Source organism: Novosphingobium sp. 1529, from assembly GCF_040544855.1.
GTDB lineage: Bacteria > Pseudomonadota > Alphaproteobacteria > Sphingomonadales > Sphingomonadaceae > Novosphingobium > Novosphingobium capsulatum.
Genome location: NZ_JBEPKW010000001.1, coordinates 53,230 through 74,026 on the forward strand (window position 1 = coordinate 53,230; position 20,797 = coordinate 74,026).

Here is a 20,797-nt window from a genome sequence, read left to right on the forward strand (position 1 = left end):
CCCGGGCCGGCATCCGATAGAACCGGGGCATGCTGTTTCGTGCCCCCGGCATCGCCCTTGCGCTTGCCTTCTGCCTTGCCGCCCCCGCCCTGGCCCAGCCGGCCGGCGGACGCGTGCGGATGATCGCCAATCCCAGCGCGCTGATCGGCGCCGATATCGCTACGGCCCAGGCCATGCAGGCCAAGGGCCCGCGCGAGGGACTGGCCACCAGCATGGCCGAAGGGGCCGAGCTTATCCTGCCGCCACGCCAGGCAGCCGATCCCCTGCTGCGCCGCAAGGATGCCATGCCGGGCCACCCGCATCAGCCCGATGCCGCGTGGATCGCCTGCGACGGCAGCTTTGGCATCACCCGTGGCCGCTGGAAAACCGCCACCGGAACCGGCGGCTGGTATGCCACGGTGTGGCAGCGCCACGCCAAGAAGGGCAACTACCAATGGCGCCTGTCGCTGGAGGGCACGGCCGCCAGCCTGCCCGATGCGCCCGAATTCCTGATCGGCCTGGTGGCCGATTGCCCGGCCCGGCCGATGCCAGCCGGCGCAGACGATCGCCCTGCGCCCAAGCCCGCCAAGAACGCGCCCATCGTGCAGCGCCCCCTGGCTGGCGCGATTCCCGCTGACGACGCGCCCGCCGGGTCCGACAGTCAGACCGCGCAATCCAACGATGGCACCCTGGCCTGGCGATCCACCGTGCGGCCCGATGGCAGCCGCGCGTTTCGCGCCTGGCAGTGGAAAGACGGCGTGATGGCCGACATTGTCCATCTGGACGCCGCCCCCGACCAGCGCCAAGGTGGCTGACATGCTGCAACTGTTCCTGTCCGCCTTCACCACGCTGTTTCTGGTGATCGATCCGCCCGGCTGCGCGCCGATCTATGCCGGGCTGACCACCCATGCCAGCGCGCGCCAGGCCACGCAGATGGCGCTGCGCGCCTGCGTGATCGCCACCGGCATCCTGGTGGTCTTTGCCCTGTTCGGCGAAGCCCTGCTCGGCGCGCTGCACATCGAACTCGCCAGCTTTCGCATCGCCGGCGGCATCATGCTGTTCCTGATCGCACTCGACATGGTGTTCGAAAAGCGCACCGAACGGCGCGAGGAACGCGCGGAAAAGGTGCGCAATGCCCAGCCCCACGTGGAAGACGTCTCGGTCTTTCCCATGGCCATGCCGATGCTGGCCGGGCCGGGCTCGATCGCCTCGATCATGCTGCTGACCGCGCGCGCCCACGGCACCGAGGAAACCGCAGTGGTGCTCGCCGCGCTGGGCGTCGTCATGGTGCTCAGCTTTGTTGCGCTGGTGGCCGCCCGCCCGATCATCCGCGTGCTGGGCGAGCAGGTAGAGGCGGTGGTCACCCGCCTGCTGGGCGTGCTGCTGGCGGCCCTTGCGGCGCAATTCGTGATCGACGGGCTGCGCACCCAGTTTTAAGCGCTGTTCGCGACAAGGGCTTCGACAAGCTCAGCCCGAACGGTTCCGGGGGATAATGCCCCCCGTTCGCCCTGAGCCTGTCGAAGGGCGCCAACGCAGCGCCCCAACCCTCAAACCAGACCAGCCGTCTGCGCCAGCAGCCAGCTGCCGATCACGATGAACAGCGCGGCGGCAACCATGCGCACCAGGTTCATCGGCACGCGCGCGATCAGGGCATTGCCCAGGAACACCGCCGGCACATTGGCCAGCATCATGCCCAGCGTGGTGCCGGCCGTGACCGCCACGGCATCGTGGAACCGCGCGCCCAGCGCGATGGTCGCCACCTGGGTCTTGTCGCCCATTTCCACCAGGAAGAACGCCACCACCGTGGTCAGGAACGCGCCAAAGCGCGCCGGCCGCGCCGCGTCGTCCTCGTCATCGAGCTTGTCGGGCACCAGGGTCCACAGGCCCATGGCGATGAAGCCGCCCGCAATGGCATAGCGGAACCACAGGCCATCGAGCAGGTCGGCCGCGACCATGCCGACCAGGGCCGCCAGGAAATGGTTGACCAGCGTGGCAGCGAGGATGCCCAGCACGATCGGCACTGGCCGCTTGAACCGCGTGGCCAGGACAATGGCGAGAAGCTGGGTCTTGTCGCCGATTTCGGCCAGCGCGACCACGGCGGTGGAGGTGCTGAAGGCTTCGAACAAGGGTGCCATGGGTGATACGTTCCGGGCCGGGCGAGACGAAGACAAACGACAGCGCGTGTTTCCGCCCGGCCGAGCGAATCACACAGCTGCCATTTGGTCTTGCCCGCAGCGGGCCGTGTCCGGCCTGCCTCTGCCCGCGCCATGATCTCTCGACCAAGCATGTTGACGCTGGGCGCCGCGCGCGACGCGCGGTGGCTACTCCCCAAGTGACGTGGCCGATCGGTTAGGGTGCCACGTAGCCGGTGGCAAGGCGTTTTTCACAACGTGCCAGGATCGCACGCTTTTCTTCAGCACCGGCGCGATACCATGCGGTGATTTCGGCCATGGTGCGGGCACAGCCACGGCACAGACCACTATCGGGCGCGATGCTGCACACCCCCGTGCAGGGGCTGGCGGGTGGGGCAGGATGGCCGGAAGAATCCATGCCACGCCCTAGGCCTGGGTGCAGCGCAGCGCAATTTCCTTGCGCATTGCCGCCATTGCCCCTAAGGACGCGGCAGCAGGTGCGATGCGCCCGCCGCGATCCAGCGGCAGGTGACAGAGGCCCGGGCAAGCGTGAGATCGACCGTCGCTACGGAAACGATCCGCCCCGGCTGCGCGCATCGTGCCCCACCCGCCTCCCTTTATCACGCAAGGGGTCGCACGTTCGACCCTGCACCCATCGGGCCTGTCGCGCATTGTCGTGGCCGGCCTTGGGAGGCATTGCAAAGCATTGGAACTCCATGTCCTATTTTTCTGACCTTGGCCTTGCCGAGCCGATTCTCCGCGCGCTTGAAACCAAGGGCTACACCGATCCCACCCCGATCCAGCGCCAGTCGATTCCCGCGCTGCTCGAAGGGCGCGATCTGCTCGGCATCGCGCAGACCGGCACCGGCAAGACCGCTGCCTTCGCGCTGCCCTCGCTGCACCGCCTGGCCGCCGATCCGCAGCCGCGCAAGCCGGCGTCGTGCCGCATGCTGGTGCTGTCGCCCACGCGCGAACTGGCTGCCCAGATTGCCGACAACATGAAGGGCTATGCCAAGAACCTGCGCCTGACGGTCGATTGCGTGTTCGGCGGCATTCCCATCGGCAAGCAGGCCCGCCGCCTGGTGCCGGGCGTCGATATCCTGGTGGCAACGCCGGGCCGCCTGCTCGACCTGATCGACAACCGCGCGCTGACCATCGGCCGCACTGAAATCTTCGTGCTCGACGAAGCCGACCAGATGATGGACCTGGGCTTCATCCATGCGCTCAAGCGCGTCGCCAACCTGCTGCCGGCCAAGCGCCAGAGCCTGTTCTTTTCCGCCACCATGCCCAAGTCGATCGAAGACCTGGGCAAGCAGTTCATCAAGAACCCGGTGCGCGTGGAAGTGGCCCCGCAATCGACCACGGCCGAACGCGTCGAACAGTTCGTCAGCTTCCTCAACCAGCCGGAAAAGCAGGCGCTGCTGTCGCTGACGATCCGCCGCCTGCTGGCGGAAAAGCAGCTCGATCGCGGCATCGTGTTCACCCGCACCAAGCATGGTGCCGATCGCGTGGCGCGCAATCTTTCGGCCGCCGGCATCGATGCCCGCGCCATCCATGGCAACAAGAGCCAGGCGCAGCGCACAGCCGCGCTGGAAGCGTTCCGCCAGGGTTCGTGCCCGGTGCTGGTGGCAACCGACATTGCCGCACGCGGGATCGACGTTTCGGGGGTGAGCCACGTGTTCAACTTCGAACTGCCCAACGTGCCCGAGCAATATGTGCACCGCATTGGCCGCACCGCGCGCGCCGGTGCCGATGGCGTGGCGATCAGCTTCTGCGCGCCTGATGAAAAGCCCTACCTGCGCGATATCGAACGCCTCACCAAGGTGAAGCCCGATGTCATGCCGCTGCCGGAAAACTTCCTGGCCGATGCGGCACGCCTGCCCGCACCCGTGCGTCGCGCGGCCGAAGACACCGACATGCGCCGCGACCAGCCGCGTGGCCGCGCCGGTGGTGGCCGTCGCGATGGCGGGCGCAGCGACGGTGGCCGCCAGGACGGCGGACGCCGCGATGGCCGCCGTGATGGTGGCCCGCGCCAGGACGCCCCCCGCGCCGACAATCGCGGCGAGCCCCGCCGTGACGACACGCGCCGCAGCGACGCACCCCGCAGTGACACGCCGCGCAGCGCAGACCGCACGGGCCAGGATCGCCGTCGCAGCGATGCCCCGCGCAGCGATGCCGCCCGGCACGACGCCGGTGGTGAAGCGGCTGCCAAGCGCCGGTTTCGCCCGCGCGGCCCGGCCACAACCGGCCAGCACCGCAACAAGGTGCGCCGCGTGGTCTGATTCAGCGGCAGCGCCGATGGCTTGAAAAAGGGGTGTGGGCCACGCGGCCTGCACCCTTTTTTCATGGCAAACCTGCGCGCCGCCGCTGCCATGCCGCGCTCGCCCCGGCGCAAAAATGCCATTGTTGGGGGACGCAGGTGGAACCAACCGGGCCGATCGGCATTCCTGTCGTGGGCGCGCGGCGCCATCTGCGATCGTGCCGCGCGGGAAGGGTTTCAATGCAAACGACGAATCTGACCGCGCTGGGCAGGGATACCCGGGTCAACCGCTTCATCCTGACACTGCTGACCATCGGTTTTGCCGCCCTGCTCGCCGGGCTCGGCGCGGCGTTGTGGACGCAGCAACGCAATACCGACAGCGAGCGCTGGGTTGCCCATACGCTGGAAGTGCAGGCGCGCATCGGCGCCTTTGCCAGCAAGGCCGAGCGCATGGAAACCGCCCGGCGCGGCCGCTTACTGAGCGATGATCCCGCGTTCAATGGCCTGTTCGACGAGGCATTGGCCAGCGCGCTCGCCGATCTCGACATGGTCCAGAGCAAGACCGCAGACAATCCCGAGCAGGCCGCCAACATCCGCAGGATGCGGCAATTGCTGAGCGATTACGTCAAGGCCGAAAGGACGGAACGCAGCAAGGGCCAAAGCGCGCAGGCCGCCCTGCGCAGCGATTTCTTCCACGATCCCGTCGTCGTCCATATTCGCGAGATCCGCCAGGTGGCCGACGCCATGGCCGATGAAGAGCGCGCCCTGCTGCGCCAGCGCGAATCGCTGCAGGCGCAAAGCCTGCGCACGTTCAACATGGTGCTGGTGGCGATCGCGCTGCTGATCCTGACAGTGGCCAGCGCCACGATCCTGCTGGTGCGCCGCACCTTGCGCGATCTGCGCGCCTCGCGCCTGGAGCTGAGCGCGCTCAATACCGACCTGGAACGCCTGGTCGATTCGCGCACCACCGAGCTGCAGCGCGCCAACGCCGAAATCCAGCGCTTTGCCTATATTGTCAGCCACGATCTGCGCTCTCCGCTGGTCAACGTCATGGGCTTTACCGCCGAACTGGAAGCGGCGACCGACGTGATCGCCCGCTCGCTGCACGATCCGGCGCAGGCGGGCGCTGCGGTGCCCTCGCCCGCCGATGTGCTGCGCGCGGTAGAGGAAGACCTGCCCGAGGCGATCGGCTTCATCCGCAGTTCCACCCAGAAGATGGACCGGCTGATCAATGCCATCCTGCGCCTGTCGCGCGAAGGGCGCCGCACCCTGGCGCCCGAGACGCTCGATCTCACCGCGCTGGTCCGCTCGATCGCCGATACGATGCAGCACCGCCTGACCGAAACCGGCACCACGCTGACCATCGCGGCGTTGCCCACGCTCACCAGCGATCGCACCGCGCTGGAACAGATTCTGTCCAACCTGATGGAAAACGCGCTGAAGTACCTTCAGCCCGGCCGCGCCGGTGAAATCCACATCAGCGGCAAGGCCGTGCGCGGCCGCGCCATCATCGAGGTGACGGACAACGGCCGCGGCATCGATCCGCGTGATCATGAACGCATTTTCGACCTTTTCCGCCGCTCTGGCGTGCAGGACCAGCCGGGCGAAGGCATCGGTCTTGCGCATGTTCGTGCGCTTGCCTATCGCCTTGGCGGTGTGATCGAAGTGGTTTCGGAATTGGGCAAAGGCGCCACGTTCCGCGTCAACCTGCCGATCGAATGGAAAGGCGCAGAAGCCAATGGTTAATCAACGTCCCGTCAACATCGTGATGATCGAGGACGACGAGGGTCATGCCCGTCTCATCGAGAAGAACATCCGCCGCGCCGGCATTTCCAACACGATCCATCACTTCATCGATGGCACCTCGGCGCTGTCGTTCCTGCTCGATAGCGAGCACGGCCCCAGCCACAACGGGCCGGCGCTGGTCCTGCTCGATCTCAACCTGCCGGACATGAGCGGCATCGATATCCTCGCCCGGATCAAGAGCGATGATGGCCCGCTGCGCCGCACCCCGGTGGTCGTGCTGACCACCACCGATGACAAGGTGGAAATCCAGCGCTGCTATGACCTGGGCTGCAACGTCTACATCACCAAGCCCGTCAACTATGAAAGCTTTGCCGACGCGATCCGTCAGTTGGGCCTGTTCCTGTCGGTGATCCAGATCCCGAGTGCGGAGGAGGTCTGATCCGTCCCGCCGCGCGCATTCTCTATATCGACGACGACGAGGGGCTGCGGCGCCTCGTCGCACGTGTGCTGGCGCGCAAGGGATATGACGTAACCACCGCGGCCAGCGGCGATGAAGGCATCGCCATGACCGCAAGCCAGGCTTTCGACCTGGTAGCCGTGGACCATTACATGCCGGGTCGCGACGGCCTCTCCACGCTCGAAGGGCTGCGCGCCCTGCCCGATTGCCCGCCGATCGTCTATGTCACCGGCTCGGAAGAGAGCCGCATCGCCGTGGCCGCGCTGAAAGCCGGGGCGCAGGACTATGTCGTCAAGGCAGTGGGCGACGATTTCTTCGATCTTCTGGCGCAAAGCTTTGCCCAGGTGCTGGAAGCCACCGCCCTGCGCCAGGCCCGCGACCGCGCCGAACAGGATCTGCGCGCCAGCAACGCCCGGCTGGAAACCCTGCTGCGCGAGGTCAACCACCGCGTTGCCAACAACCTCCAGATGGTCATGGCGTTCGTCTCGATGCAGGCGCGCAGCGTGGACAACGAGGCCGCGCGCGATGCGCTCTATCGCGCGCACCAGCGCATTGCCACGATCGCCCAGGTCAACCGGCGGCTTTACACGACCAATGACGTCGAATTCGTGGCGATCGACGATTATCTCGCCGCTCTGGCCAGCGACATGGGCGATGCCTGGTCGGCCCAGCGGCCGCGCACGGTGACGGTCGATGCCGATCCCGCGCGGCTGAAAACCGACCTTGCCGTCACCATTGGCCTTGCCGCCAACGAACTGGTCGGCAATGCCTGCAAATATGCTTATCCGGCCGATGCCGAAGGCGAGGTGCGCGTCACCCTGCGCCTGACGCAGCAGGCTGATGCCGAGGCGCGCCTGATGCTGTGCGTGGAAGACGATGGCTGGGGCATGCCGCCCGACGGCACCGTGCATGGCACCGGCCTTGGCACGCGGCTGATCGATGCGCTCACCCGCTCGCGCGGGGCACGCCTGGCACACGAGGCGGTGCATCCCGGCGAGGCTATGCCCGGCACGCGCGCCTGCCTGACGCTTACCCTCAACGCTGATGATCTGTGCCTGGGCGACGAAAGCGTGCCGGCGGATTTCACCATCTGAACCTTGCCGTCGCGGCAGTTTGTGATATTTTTCATATCACGAATACACCATCGATCACGGCAAGCGCAGGCAACGGGGGTGGGCATGGGCAAGAAGCGCAAACGCAACGCGGAAAAGGCGGCGGCTGACCAAGGCCTGACGCGGGCCGTCATGGCACTGCTGGCCCAAGCCATGGCCGAGCCGGACGTGGCGCGCTGCACCCTGTCGATCGACAAGACCACCGGCCTTGCCCGCCTGGCGACGAGCGGCGCGGACGGCCGCACCGCCACGCGCGAGATCGTCGGCCCCGGCCTCGCGCTCGATACGCTGACCAACGCGCCAGACGAACAACCGGATCAATTGCCCAGCGCATTGCCAGCAACCAGCGGGCGCAGCGGTGCCCAGGCCCGTGCCGCCCGCGATGCGCAGATCGTGGCGCTCGCCGCACGCGGCCTTACCCAGACCGAAACCGCACGGGTGCTGTCAGTCTCCCAGGCGCTGGTATCCAAAGTGCTGCGCGCCGCCGCGGCCGGCTAAACCACGCTCAATGATCGATGCCCCAGGTGGCGCAGGCCGGATCGGCCGCCACCACCTGCCGGCGCAAGGCCGTGCGGGCCAGGCGCTCCACCTCTACCTTGCGGCGCGCGGCGGCCAACGGCAGGCTGGGCGCCGGCCGCACGATTTCCGCATCATAGCCATCGGCCACGATGATGCCGCAGGCCTGCGGCAGAAACGCCGCATCGTTGAGCACGGCGCGATCGAGATGCGGCGCCAGCCCCCAATAGAACCGGTCGCAATGATCGAGGTATTCCGGCCACTTGCTATCGCCCAACAGATCGGCGCGGCTGACCTTGATTTCCACGATCACCACCCGCCCCTTGCCATCGATCCCCATCAGATCGGCGCGGCGGCCATTGCGCAGCGGCATTTCAGCCAGGCACCAGATATCGTTGCGGGCAAACAGCCGCGCCACGCCGCGTGCCACGGCCAAGGCATCGGGCGACAGCGAGGGGGCAGTGGGCGGAACGAGAATCGAATCGGACATGCCGCCAGATTAGGAACATAATGCGAACAGGTAAAGCCGCAGCCCGCCATGGGCTGAATCCCCACACACCCTAGCGTTGCGGCCGAAGATTGAGCGGCGGGATCAGATCGAGCAGCGCAGCACGCGCGGCCTCGAATTCCTGCCACAGCGCCTGGGCGGCCTGGCGCAGCGCCTCGGGCGTGGCGCGGCCCTGGGCGGCGATCAGGGCGCGCAAGCCCGGTTGCAGCACGGCAGCCAGGTCTTCGATTCCGTCGCGCGCCTGGTCGGCCCGCCAGCCGCCGGTGGCCCGCATGATCGCGGGAAAGTTGCGCACGTCGGGCCGCAGCGGTTCGGGAGGACGCCCCGCCAGCACCGCCACCGACCGCGCCGCCTCGTGCAGCGCCATCCACACCGTATCGAGCGGCGACATGCCCGCCAGCCGTGCCCGCGCCGCCAGCCGATCGGCCCCCAGCACATCCGATGCGCCGCCGGGCAACAGCGGCGGCGGGCCGCCCTGCACCGTTTGCCGCGCCTGCTCGCGCAAGGGATCGCGCGGCGCTGAATCAAGGCTTTGGCCAGCGCGGAAGGACTGGAATGGGGGGTGTTCCATGGCGGAAAGGCTAGGCTGGGATTGTTAACCGATTCCTAATTTTCCGCCGTGCCGATGCCATGGCCAGGGGCCGTGCAAAAACCGCTGGCATGCCCTGCCCGCCACTGCTAGGGCGCCACTTCACGCACCCGTAGCTCAGCTGGATAGAGTACTGCCCTCCGAAGGCAGGGGTCACAGGTTCGAATCCTGTCGGGTGCGCCACTTCCCTCAACATCTGATGCTTGATCGGCCCCTTGGCCCGCGCTGCGCGTGGCGCCAGCGCTGCGCCGACGCCGCTCACGGCATTACCGCGTAATTGTGCGTAAGTTGTTCCGACAATAAATTCACCGTGAACACGGCATATCGTTCCGCGCATGACGTTCAGCGGAACAAGACGCACAGTATTGGTATGTATACTTAGCAATCAGCAGATTTCAGCCAATATTGTGTTGATTCAGCCGATTCTGCATAACCGCCGCCGAACCTCGTGAATATGCGCCGCCTGGCCCTGGCCGGGCGGATCAACACAGCTGGCGGCCACTTTTTGCGCAAGCGGCAGCGGTACGCCATGTTCTTTTCAACGCCTTGAGGTGTCAAGAAAATGGCGAATATCAACGTCACCGTGTCGGCCTACAACGCCAATGCGCCCTATTCCGCGGCCGATACCGTCACCCTGGCCGATACCGGCGCTGCCATCGCGGCGCTGTCGGCAAGCGATTTTGGCAACCTCGCGGCAAACGGCATCGACAAGATCAATGCCACCGACAACGTGCTGAGCCTGACCGTGGACCAGTACCAGGCATTGGGCGTGGTGACGCTGGCCGCGGGCGACGTGATCACCCTGGCTGACAGTGGCACCAATATCGCCGCGCTGTCTGCCAGCGATATCGCCGCGCTGGCCGATGCCGGGATCGACCGGATCGATGCCACCGACAATGTGCTCAACCTCAGCGTCGCACAATATCAGGCGCTCGGCACCGTGGCCCTGACCAGCAGCGACACCGTGACGCTGACCGGCACGGGCACTGCGCTTTCCGCCCTCACCCCCAGCGATATCGCCGCGCTGGCCGATGCCGGGGTGGACCAGCTTGACGCAACCAACAACGTCCTGTCGCTGACCCTGGCGCAATACCAGGCGCTGGGCAGCGTGACCGTGGCCGCCAACGACGTCCTCACGCTATCGGGCACGGGTGCCAGCATCGGCGCCCTCAGCGTGGCGCAGATTGCCGGCCTGGCCGCCTCGGGCTTTGACAAGATCAACGCCACCGACAACGTGCTCACCCTTTCGGTCGCGCAGTATCAGGCGCTGGGCACGGTGGAGCTGGTTGCGGGCGACGTGATCACCCTGGCCGACAGCGGCAGCAACCTGGCCGCGCTCTCGGCCGGTGCTTTTGCCGCGCTGGCCGACGCCGGCATCGACAAGATCGACGCGACCGACAATGCCCTCACCCTGTCCGTGGCGCAGGTCCAGGGTCTGGGCACGGTGGAACTGGCGCGTGGCGACGTGATTACCCTGGCGGACAGCGGCGCGGCGCTGGCCGCGCTCTCTGCCGCCGACATCGCCAATCTGGGCGCCATCGGCATTGACCGCATCGACGCCACCGACAACGCGTTGAGCCTGACGGTGCAGCAGGCGCTGGCGCTGGGCAGCGTGGCGCTGACCGGCAGCGACAGCATTACCCTGGCCGATACCGGCAGCAACCTGGCCGCGCTGACCCCGGCCGAACTGGCGCAACTGGCCACGGCCGGGTTCGACGCGATCGATGCCAGCGATGGGGCGCTTACCCTTTCGCTCGCGCAGATCGGCGCCTTGGGCACCATGGCGCTGACGCCGGGCAACACCGTGATCGCCCAGGCGACGGCTGCCGAGATCGAGGCCCTGTCACCGGTTGCCATCGCCGCCCTGGCGCAGGCCGGCGTGGATCTGCTCGGCCCCAGCGATGGCGAGCCGATGCTCTCCGTGGCGCAGGCCCAGGCCGTGGTCGCCGGCAACCTGTGGTTCACCGGGCACAGCGCGGTTCTGGCCGACAGTGGCGCCGCGATCGCGGCCCTGACCGGCACGAGCCTGGAAGACCTTTACCTCCATGGCGTGACGCGGATCGACGCCATCGACGATGTCCTGACGCTGCATGTGGACCAGGCGCTGGCGGTTGACCAGGCCGGCACCGCCCTGACCGGGGCAGACGTGATCACCCTGGCCGATACCGGCGCCACGCTGGCCACGCTGGCGGCCGGCACGATCGGCGATCTGGCGCAGCTGGGGATCGACCGCATCGATGCCACCGACAATGCCCTGGCGCTGACCGTGGCACAGCTCGACGCGCTCGACACCATCGCCCTGACCCAGGCTGACAGTGTCACCCTGGCCGATACCGGCGCTCATCTTGCCGCGCTTTCCGCCGCGACCATCGCTGGCTTGGCGGCGCTGGGGATCGACACGATCCACCCCACCGACGGCACTCTGGCGCTGAGCGTGGCACAGGCCCAAGCGCTGGGCGCCGTGGCGCTGCACGGCGGCGATACCATCGTGCTGGCCGACAGCGGCGCGCATATCGCGGCGCTCTCTGCCGCCGACATTGCGGCCCTGGCCACTGCCGGGATCGATCGCATCGCCACGACGGGCGGCAGCCTTACGCTGTCTGTCGCGCAGGCCGAGGCCCTTGGCACCATCGCCCTGACCCCATCCGACAGCGTGACGCTGGCCGATACCGGCGCCCACATCGCGGCGCTTTCGGCAACGGCCCTGGCCGCGCTGGTCACGGCCGGCATCGACACGATCGACGCTAGCAACGATGCCTTCGCGCTCACCGTCGCACAGGCCCAGGCGCTCGCCGGCGCGACCCTGTCGGGCAGCGACATACTGACGCTGGTCGATACCGGCGCGCATATCGCCGCGCTGTCGCTGGCCGACCTGGCCGATCTGAGCGCGCGCGGGTTCACCGCCATCGACGCGCGCGATGACTTGCTCACCCTGTCGCTGGCCCAGGTCCAGGGACTGGGCAACCTGGCCCTTACCGGCGCCGACATGGTCACCGTGCTGGCCACCGGCGCCGAATTCGCGGCGTTGACCACACAGGATTTTACCGCCCTCGCTGCCGCCGGGGTGGATGCCCTGGCGACCACCGACCATGCCCTGGCGCTGAGCGTGGCGCAGGTCCAGGCGCTGGGCAGCCTGGCGCTGGCCGCCGATGACGCGATCACCCTGGCCGACACGGCCGCCCATATCGCGGCACTGACCCCGGCTGACCTTGCCGGTCTGGCCGCGCTTGGCATCGATACGGTCCACGCCACCGATGGCGCGCTTACCCTGTCTGCCGACCAGGCCCTGGCGCTGGGCGTGGTAACTCTGGCCGCCGCCGATACGATCACGCTGGCCGATAGCGCGGCCAACCTTGCCGCCCTCACCGCAAGCGAGATCGCCGCGCTGGCCGCCACCGGAATCGATGTGCTCGATGCCACCGACGATGCCCTGGCGCTGACCGTGGCGCAGGCGCAGGCGCTGGGCTCCATCGCGCTGACCGGCAGCGACAGCATCACCCTGGCCGATGGCGGCGCGGCGATTGCTGCGCTGTCTGCCACGGCGCTGGCCGGGCTGGCCGCCGCCGGGATCGACGCGATCGATGCCACCGACAATGCCCTGCATCTCAACGTGGCGCAGCTTGGCGCGCTGGCCAGCGTGGCCATTTCTGCCACTGACACGCTCACCCTGGCCGACAGCGGCACCCATGTTGCCGCCCTGTCAGCCGCCGCGCTGGCCGCTTTGGTAGCGCAGGGGATCGACACGGTCGACACCACCGACAATGCCCTTACCCTGTCACTGGCCCAGGCGCAGGTGCTGCATGGCGTCACGCTCGCCGCTGCAGACCTGGTCACCGTGGTGGCCACCGGCAGCGAATTGGCCGCCCTTACGGCGCAGGACTTTGCCGATCTGGCCGCAGCCGGGGTCGATGCCCTGGCCACCACCGATCATGAGCTGACCCTGAGCGTGGCCCAGGCGCAGGCGCTGGGCGGGCTGACGCTGGCCGCCGCCGATACCGTGACCCTGCGCGATAGCAGCGCAACGCTTGGCGGCCTTTCGCCCACGGCCCTCGCGGATCTGGTGGCGCTGGGCGTCGACCGCATCGCTGTCAGCGACGGCACGGTGCAGTTGGATGCGACGCAGGCGTTGGCTCTCGCTGGCACCTTGGTGGCGCCGGATAGCACGCTGATCGTGCACGATGCGCAAAGCACGCTGGAAGGGTTGAGCCCAACGCAATGGGCCACCCTCGCCGCGCTGGGCGCCACCACGGTCGGCAGCGTCGAAGGCCATTTCACGCTCGACGCGGCGAGCGCCGTGGCCATGGCCGGGATCGGCCTGGCCGCCAACGAAGTGCTGACCATTGAAGACAACGGCGCGGCGCTTTCCGCTCTCACTGCGGCGCAGCTCGCCACGCTTTCGGCCAAGGGTGGCGTCATCGTCATGGTCAGTGACGATGCCCTGGTGCTCGACGTGGCACGGCTCGATGCTGCGGCGGGACTGGCCTTTGCCACGCAGCATGGCTTCACCCTGGCCGATGACGCCAGCGTGCTCAACGCGCTTTCCCCCACCCAGATCGCGCAGGCGGCCGGCCATGGCGTGAGTGTGGTCAGCGCCACGCAAAGCGCGCTGGAATGGACGTGGGCGCAGTTCAACGCGCTCGATGGCGGGCACATTGCCAGCGCCACCAGTGCAACGCTGGTGACCACGCAGGCCGAACTGGACGATGCCGGCCTGCCGATGCTGGCCGGCCTTGCCGGCCAGGGCATCGATACCCTGGCATCGGCCGCCGGCACGCTTACCGTCACGACCGATCAGCTGGCCGCGCTGGGCCAGGTCGTGCTGGCAGTGGGTGACAGCGTGACCCTGGCCGATAGCGGCGCCGCGCTGGCCGCGCTGGATGCCACGGCGCTCGCCGCGCTCGCCGGGCACGGCATCGATACCATCGCCGTGACCGACCACGTCCTGGCATTTTCGCCGGCCCAACTCGCCGCGCTGGGCCAGGTCACGGTCGGTCCGGCCGCCACGCTGGTCCTGGTCGATAGCGGCGTCCACCTGGCCGCGCTCGATGCCGCCGGCGTGGCCGCCCTGGTGGCGCAAGGCGTCGATGCGATCGATTCCAGCGATGATCAGATCGTGCTTGGCCTCGGCACGTTCCGCGCGCTGGCGCCGCTGGCCTTTACGCCGGGTGACCAGATCGTGCTGGAAGACAGCGCCACGGCGCTGTCCAGCCTCTCGCTGACAGACATTGCCCGGCTGCAGGATCTGGGCGTGGCCTATATCGCCGCCACCGATCCAGGCGCCGTCACCTTTTCGCTCGCGCAGTTCGATGCGCTCCATGGCGTGGACCTGGACGTGGCCAGCGTGGTCCTGGCCGATAGCGGCGCGGCGCTGGCGGCGCTCGATCCGGCCTACCTGGTCCAGGCAGGCAATGCCGGCCTGCGGCAGATCGACGCCACCGACGATGCGCTGACGCTCAGCTATGACCAGTTCCTGGCACTCGATGGCACCGTGGCGCTGACGGCCAGCGACAGCGTGACGCTGACCCTCAGCCCGGCCGTGCTGGCCTCGCTCGACGCCGCCGCCATTGCCCACCTCGCCGGCATGCATGTCGATATCCTGGCTAGCACCGGCGGCGTGCTGACACTGACCCAGGCACAGTTCGATGCCTTGGGCAGCATGGTCATGGCCCCGGCCGCCACAGTGACGCTGGCGCTTGCCGGGCTCGCGCTGGAAACCCTTTCGCCCGCGCAGATTACCGCCTTGGCCGACCATGGCATCGATGCGATCGACCTGGGCATGGCCATGCCCACGTTGAGCGTGGCGCAGGCGCTTGCCCTGTCCGCCTACCCCACGTCGTCCGGCGGGATCATCATTGAAGACAGCGCAGACCACCTTGCCACACTGTCGCCCACCGCGATCGCGCTGCTCGATGCCACTGGCGCAGTCACGCTCAACGCCAGCAGCGGCGCGCTGGTGCTCGATCTGGCGCAGACGCAGGCCCTGCATCTGGCCGAGATCGCCGTTGGTGGCGCGCAGCCGGTGACCCTGGCCGACAGCGCCACGGCACTTGCCGCGCTCAGCCCCGAAACCCTGTCGTGGCTCGCTGCCATCGGCGTTGACCAGGTCCACGCGAGCGATGGCCCGCTGACGGTGAGCGTGGCGCAGGCTCTGGCCCTCGGCAGCGTCACCTTTGCTGATGGGGATACAGTGATCCTTGCCGACACCGGCGATGCACTGGCCAACCTCTCCGCCACGGCGCTGGCTGGCCTGGCCGCCGCCGGGGTGGACCGGATCGATGCCACCAACGATGCCCTGGTGCTGAGCAAGGCGCAGTTCGATGCGCTGGGCACAGCCACCCTGACCCAGGGCGACAGCGTCACGCTGGCCATCGCGGCAGGACAGCTTTCGGCCCTGACACCCACGCAACTGCACGACCTCGCCAGCCAGGGCATCGATATCCTGCGCACGCCCGGTGCGAGTGCCGCGTTGACCGTGGCACAGGCCCTGGCGCTGGGCAGCATGGTCTTTGCCGCAGATCTGCCCGCCACCTTGGTCGATAGCGGGGCGCATCTCGCCACGCTGTCGGTGGGCGATATTGCCGCCCTGCGCGCCGCCGGCGTTACGGCCATCGCCGCCACCGGCCATGGCTTTGCCGTCACGGTCAGCCAGGCCCAGGCCATCGCGGGCATGACGATAGACCCCGCCAGCACCGCCACGATCACCGATAGCGGCAGCGCGTTGGCGGCACTCTCGCCGCAAGCGCTGGCAGCCTTGGCCGATGCCGGGTTTGACCGTATCGATGCCACCGACAACGTGCTGGCGCTGTCGCTGGCGCAGTTCCACGCCATCGCCCCACTGGGCATCGCACCAGACGACGTGCTGACCCTGGCCGATAGCGCGGAAACGCTGGCCGCCCTGTCGCGCAGCCAGATCGATGACCTGGCAGCGCGCGGCGTCACCACGATCCACGCCACCGATGGCGCGATCATCGTGGATGTCGATGGCTGGTCGCGCCTGGTGCAGGACGGCATCGGCTTTGCCCATGGCGACGCGGTCGTGGTGCGCGACAGCAGCACGGCGATCGCCAATCTGGGCGAAGAAACGCTGGCCACGTTTGCCGATAGCGGGGTCACCCGGATTGATGCCAGCGACGATCAGATCACCTTGTCCTATGGCCAATTCCTGGCACTGGGCACTGTGGCATTGACCGGCGCAGACACCGTCAGGCTGTGGTTCAACGGCGATAGCCTGGCCACGCTGGATGACGCCGATGTCGCCGCGCTGGTTGCCGCCGGGGTCGATATGGTGGGCACGCTGGGCGAGCCGCTCTATGTCGATCTGGCCACGCTGCACCATCTGGCGCAGGGCGGCCTGGCGATCGATCCCGATGTCACCGTGCGCCTCACGGTCAGCGGCAGCGCCCTGGCGGCACACGACGCGCAGGAACTGATCGCCCTGGGGACGCAAGGCGTGGATGTCATCCAGGTCAACGGCCCGCTGGCCCTGTCGGTGGCGCAATACGATGCGCTCGGGTCGATGGTCCTGGCGGGCTATGATGGCCGCAGCCTGGTTGATACTGGTGCGCATATCGCCGCGCTTTCGCCCGATGGCCTTGCCGCATTGGCCGCGCGCGGAGTTGGCGTGATCGATGCCACTGACGGCAGCGTGCATCTCTCGCTTGCGCAAGTGAGCGCCATGGGCGGCATGTATGTTGCGGGTGAAGACCTGGCCGTGGTCGATCTCACTGCCCAGCAGGCCTTTGCCCTCGACACCGGAACGCGCGCCATCCTGGGCCAGCATGGCATCGATGCCATCGCCATCAGCCAGGGCACGCTCACGCTCGGCCTGGCCGATCTCTATCGCTATGCCGACTACACCTTTGCCGGCGGCGACGTGGTCCTGGCCGAAAGCGGGGCGACGCTCGCCAACCTTTCGCCCTATGATCTGGCCTGGCTCGCCGGGCGGGGGATTACCGCGATCGATGCCAGCGATGATGCACTGGTGCTGTCGCTGGCCCAGTTTACCGCGCTGGGCACGATGCACCTTGCCGCTACCGACGACGTGACGATCACGGCCAGCGCCGCCGATCTTGCCACGCTGTCTCCGGCCGTGTTCGCAGCGATGGATGCAAACGGGGTCGACAGCGTGGAAGTCTCGGGCGGCGGCTTCAGCCTCACCGCGGCCCAGGCAGCGCAACTCGGCAATATCCAGCTGATCGGCTCAGGCCCGATCACGCTGGTCGACACCGGCGCCGCGATCGCCGCGCTCAGTGCTGATACCCTGGCCGGGCTGGCCGGTTCGGGCATCACCGCGATTGACGCCACTACCGGCATCACCATCAATGCCAGCAAGTATGAAGCCTTGGGCGGCATCGGCTTTGCCCTGGCCGACGTGGTGACCGTGGCTTCCAACCACAGCTTCACCATGGGCGCCGATGTCGACAACGTGACGCTGACCGGCACCAAGAACCTGGTGGTAACCGGCAATAGCGGCGCCAACGTGATCACCGGCAATGCCGGGCGCAACACGCTGGATGGCGGCGCGGGCAACGATCGCCTCATCGGCGGTGCCGGGCGCGATGTGCTGACCGGCGGCGCGGGGGCTGACAAGTTCATCTTCCGCGATGGCGATTTCGGTGGCAACACGGCCTCCACCGCCGACCGCATCACCGATTTCTCGCGCGGCTCGAAAGACCTGATCTCGCTGATCGGGGTGGATGCCAATACCCATACCGTGGGCGATGATGCCTTTGCCTGGATCGGCAACAGCGCATTCCATCACGTGGCGGGCGAGTTGCGCTATATCCAGACCGCCGGCAACACCTATGTCCAGGGTGATACCAATGGCGATGGCCTGTCGGATTTCTGGATCCGGCTGGATGGTGTCGTCAACCTGCAAGCCACTGATTTTCAACTTTGATCGTGGCTGCAAGGGCGGTTTCGGAAAGGGGTGCCATCGGCGCCCCTTTTTGATTGCATGCAATCACAATCGATCATCGCCGCAGGTTCTCCCCCTCCCCATTGCGGCGCTGCCGTGATAGTGCCTGCCGCCAGGAACGGCCGCCGGCAACGGCCGCGCCGCACACGGCACAGCAGGAAGCAAGGCAGATGATCATTTCCGCACCCACCGATTTCCGTGGCGCGGCCGCGCGGCGCCTGCCGCCGTTTCTGTTTCATTATATCGACGGCGGATCGGGTGCGGAAACCACGCTGCGCCGGAACGAGGCCGATCTCCAGGCGCTGAGCATCCGCCAGAACGTGCTGCGCAACGTGGGCGGGCTGTCCACTGCCACCACCCTGTTTGGCGAGGACATGGCCCTGCCGGTCGTGCTCGCGCCGGTCGGATTGACCGGCATGTATGCCCGCCGCGGTGAAGTGCAGGCGGCGCGCGCCGCGGCTGCCCATGGCGTGCCGTTCACGCTTTCCACCGTGTCGGTCTGCCCGCTCGAAGAAGTACAGGCCCAGTGCCCGCGCCCGATCTGGTTCCAGCTCTATGTGCTCAAGGATCGCGGCTTCATGCGCAACGTGCTGGAACGCGCCAAGGCCGCCGGCATCAAGACCCTGGTATTCACGGTCGACATGCCGCTGCCCGGCTCGCGCTATCGCGATGCACATTCGGGCATGTCGGGCCCCTACGCCGGGCTGCGGCGCATGATCCAGGCGATGACCCACCCCGCCTGGGCCTGGGACGTGGGCCTGCGCGGCAAGCCGCACGACCTCGGCAATGTCTCGGCCTATATGGGCAAGCCCATGGCGCTGGGCGATTATATCGGCTGGCTCGGCAACAATTTCGATCCCGGCATCGGCTGGAAGGATCTCGAATGGATCCGCGCCTTCTGGGACGGGCCGATGGTGGTCAAAGGCATCCTCGAACCGGAAGACGCGCGCGATGCGGTGCGGTTTGGCGCCGATGGCCTGGTCGTCTCGAACCATGGCGGGCGCCAGCTCGATGGCACGCTGTCTTCCGTCGCGGCGCTGCCGCGCATTGCCGATGCGGTGCAGGGCGATCTGCGCATCCTGGCGGATTCGGGCGTGCGCACCGGGCTCGACGTGGTGCGCATGCTGGCCAGCGGCGCCGATGCAGTGATGCTGGGCCGCGCGTTCATCTATGCCCTGGCGGCGCGCGGCGGCGCGGGGGTGGGCCAGTTGCTCGATCTCATCGCGCGCGACATGCGCGTGACCATGGCGCTGACCGGCGCGCGCACCGTAGCCGATATCGGCGCGCACACGCTGGCCGGCTGATCCCGCCCAGCGCAATTGGCCCGGATCACGCCGGGGTGGCGGGCGGCGGCGTAGTGGGTTGTGCAGCGCCCGCCAGCGCACCGATCCGCCGCACCGCCGGCGCATGCAGGCCCAGCATGGCATCCAGCAGCGGCAGGCGCTGCTCGATCAGCCGGGCCGGGGTACGCCCGGTCACCAGGCGCACTTCGCGGATCAGGTGCGACTGGTCATAGAAATGATCGGCCACGCTGGCGGCCTGCTGCGGCGTGGTGGCGGGATCGGCCAGCAGCGCGGCGGCGCGCAGGGCGCGATGCTGCCGCGCCAGCTGCTTGGGTGGCAAGCCGAAATAGCGATCGACCAGGCGCTGCAGCTGGCGCGGGGAATAGCACGCATCGCGATAGAGATCGTCCACCACCGGTGACATCGCGCGGGCCAGCCAGGCCTGCACCTCATCCACCAGGCGCACGTGCGCGTCAGACAGGGCATGCAGCCGCGCCTGCAGTACCGGCACGCTGCGTGCCACCAGTTCGGCCAGGGTAAAGGGCCGAACGCCGTGCCCCTGGGACAGGTCTGCGGCCAGGCGGCGCACCCCGCCGCCCAGCAGTTCGCCCGCATCGCGCAGCCGGTTGCCGTGCTCCGAGGCGGAAAGGCCGCCAGTCAGCGCCGCCCAGCCCAGCGGCGACAGCAGCGCGCCGAACACGTGCCAGGGCCCGGCAATCTCGATCCGCGCCGCGGCCCGCAGCGGCGTGATAACGCTGGCCGGCGCGCTCGCATCGGCCAGGCCGCCGGGCAGCCGCAGCAGCCCTTCCCCGCGCAGGAATATCGCCAGCATGGCTGGGCCGGCCGGCAGCAAGTCTTCCTGCAGCGGATCGGCGCCGCATATCTGGAAAAAGCTGCCGATATAAGGCGCCAAGGCAGGCGGCGCGGGCCAGTGATCAAGGGTCAGGCTATCCCCGCCAGTGTCGGTGCGTCCCCAGGAACGCAGGCCGATACCCGAAGGGTGCCGCGGCGCCGTGGCATGGTTCATCGCTGCACCCGGAACGGCTGCCGATACTGTGATCTTTCGTATTGCCCCATGGCTGCCAGCGACCATCCAAGCCACTGTCATGTCAAGCAATACAAAGCGATACTTCGATAATGGATGAAAAAACGGCGGCTGGGCCAAGGGCCAAGCCGCCGTAAAGTGGAGAACCCGATACATCACTGCACCGAGCCCTTCGGGTCGCAAAGCGGACCTAAGCGATAGGTCGATTCCCTGATTGTATGGATTCGACAAAATCGGTGGCATCCGCGCCACA

General features: G+C 67.7%; 14 protein-coding genes and 1 tRNA gene. 10 read left to right on the plus strand and 5 right to left on the minus strand.

Annotation, left to right across the window (positions count from 1 at the left end; genetic code table 11):
- Window positions 1-29: 29 nt before the first annotated feature.
- A complete protein-coding gene (locus ABIC78_RS00240) occupies window positions 30-794 on the plus strand; it encodes a hypothetical protein (RefSeq protein ID WP_054131616.1) in 765 nt (254 codons plus the stop codon).
- 1 nt (window position 795) lies between these two features.
- Window positions 796-1,416 carry a MarC family protein gene (locus tag ABIC78_RS00245; protein WP_028657678.1) on the plus strand — a complete coding sequence of 207 codons (621 nt, stop codon included), beginning with the start codon at window positions 796-798 and terminating at the stop codon, window positions 1,414-1,416.
- Window positions 1,417-1,526: 110 nt separating this feature from the next.
- On the opposite strand, the gene ABIC78_RS00250 is transcribed toward ABIC78_RS00245, so the two are convergent.
- On the minus strand, window positions 1,527-2,114 hold the full coding sequence (locus ABIC78_RS00250; protein WP_022675603.1) for a TMEM165/GDT1 family protein: 588 nt from the start codon (window positions 2,112-2,114) through the stop codon (window positions 1,527-1,529).
- Between the two features lie 214 nt (window positions 2,115-2,328).
- The gene (locus ABIC78_RS00255) at window positions 2,329-2,529 is read right to left on the minus strand and encodes a DUF1289 domain-containing protein (RefSeq protein WP_354487150.1); all 201 of its coding nucleotides are present in this window, start codon (window positions 2,527-2,529) and stop codon (window positions 2,329-2,331) included.
- Between the two features lie 298 nt (window positions 2,530-2,827).
- Between ABIC78_RS00255 and ABIC78_RS00260 the strand changes: the two genes are divergently transcribed.
- The 5 genes from ABIC78_RS00260 to ABIC78_RS00280 all read left to right on the plus strand — a co-directional run bounded on the left by ABIC78_RS00260 (window position 2,828) and on the right by ABIC78_RS00280 (window position 8,184).
- The gene (locus ABIC78_RS00260) at window positions 2,828-4,393 is read left to right on the plus strand and encodes a DEAD/DEAH box helicase (protein ID WP_062783137.1); all 1,566 of its coding nucleotides are present in this window, start codon (window positions 2,828-2,830) and stop codon (window positions 4,391-4,393) included.
- 218 nt (window positions 4,394-4,611) lie between these two features.
- Entirely contained in the window at window positions 4,612-6,117 is a 1,506-nt protein-coding gene (locus tag ABIC78_RS00265) for a sensor histidine kinase (protein ID WP_354487153.1), read from the plus strand.
- Window positions 6,110-6,556: a response regulator gene (locus ABIC78_RS00270; RefSeq protein WP_062783143.1), complete on the plus strand. Its 447-nt coding sequence runs from the start codon at window positions 6,110-6,112 to the stop codon at window positions 6,554-6,556. The genes ABIC78_RS00265 and ABIC78_RS00270 overlap by 8 nt, the downstream gene beginning before the upstream one ends.
- Before the next feature lie 26 nt (window positions 6,557-6,582).
- Window positions 6,583-7,668 carry a sensor histidine kinase gene (locus ABIC78_RS00275; RefSeq protein ID WP_255352196.1) on the plus strand — a complete coding sequence of 362 codons (1,086 nt, stop codon included), beginning with the start codon at window positions 6,583-6,585 and terminating at the stop codon, window positions 7,666-7,668.
- 84 nt (window positions 7,669-7,752) lie between these two features.
- Window positions 7,753-8,184: a hypothetical protein gene (locus ABIC78_RS00280; RefSeq protein WP_054131623.1), complete on the plus strand. Its 432-nt coding sequence runs from the start codon at window positions 7,753-7,755 to the stop codon at window positions 8,182-8,184.
- 7 nt (window positions 8,185-8,191) lie between these two features.
- Here ABIC78_RS00280 and ABIC78_RS00285 read toward each other — a convergent pair whose 3' ends face one another.
- Together ABIC78_RS00285 and ABIC78_RS00290 are read right to left on the minus strand one after the other, a co-directional pair.
- On the minus strand, window positions 8,192-8,692 hold the full coding sequence (locus ABIC78_RS00285; RefSeq protein WP_062783146.1) for an MmcB family DNA repair protein: 501 nt from the start codon (window positions 8,690-8,692) through the stop codon (window positions 8,192-8,194).
- Between the two features lie 70 nt (window positions 8,693-8,762).
- Window positions 8,763-9,281, minus strand: coding sequence for a hypothetical protein (locus ABIC78_RS00290; RefSeq protein WP_082350073.1), 519 nt, complete (start codon window positions 9,279-9,281; stop codon window positions 8,763-8,765).
- Window positions 9,282-9,405: 124 nt separating this feature from the next.
- On the opposite strand from ABIC78_RS00290, the gene ABIC78_RS00295 reads away from it, so the two are divergent.
- The 3 genes from ABIC78_RS00295 to lldD all read left to right on the plus strand — a co-directional run bounded on the left by ABIC78_RS00295 (window position 9,406) and on the right by lldD (window position 19,520).
- A tRNA-Arg gene (locus tag ABIC78_RS00295) sits at window positions 9,406-9,482 on the plus strand.
- 379 nt (window positions 9,483-9,861) lie between these two features.
- Window positions 9,862-18,198 (plus strand): beta strand repeat-containing protein, encoded by an 8,337-nt coding sequence (locus tag ABIC78_RS00300; RefSeq protein WP_354487156.1) that lies wholly within the window; start codon window positions 9,862-9,864, stop codon window positions 18,196-18,198.
- Window positions 18,199-18,386: 188 nt separating this feature from the next.
- Entirely contained in the window at window positions 18,387-19,520 is a 1,134-nt protein-coding gene (gene lldD, locus ABIC78_RS00305) for an FMN-dependent L-lactate dehydrogenase LldD (protein ID WP_354487158.1), read from the plus strand.
- 25 nt (window positions 19,521-19,545) lie between these two features.
- On the opposite strand, the gene ABIC78_RS00310 is transcribed toward lldD, so the two are convergent.
- Window positions 19,546-20,526, minus strand: a complete 981-nt coding sequence (locus tag ABIC78_RS00310) for a helix-turn-helix domain-containing protein (protein ID WP_354487160.1) — start codon at window positions 20,524-20,526, stop codon at window positions 19,546-19,548.
- Between the last annotated feature and the right edge of the window lie 271 nt (window positions 20,527-20,797).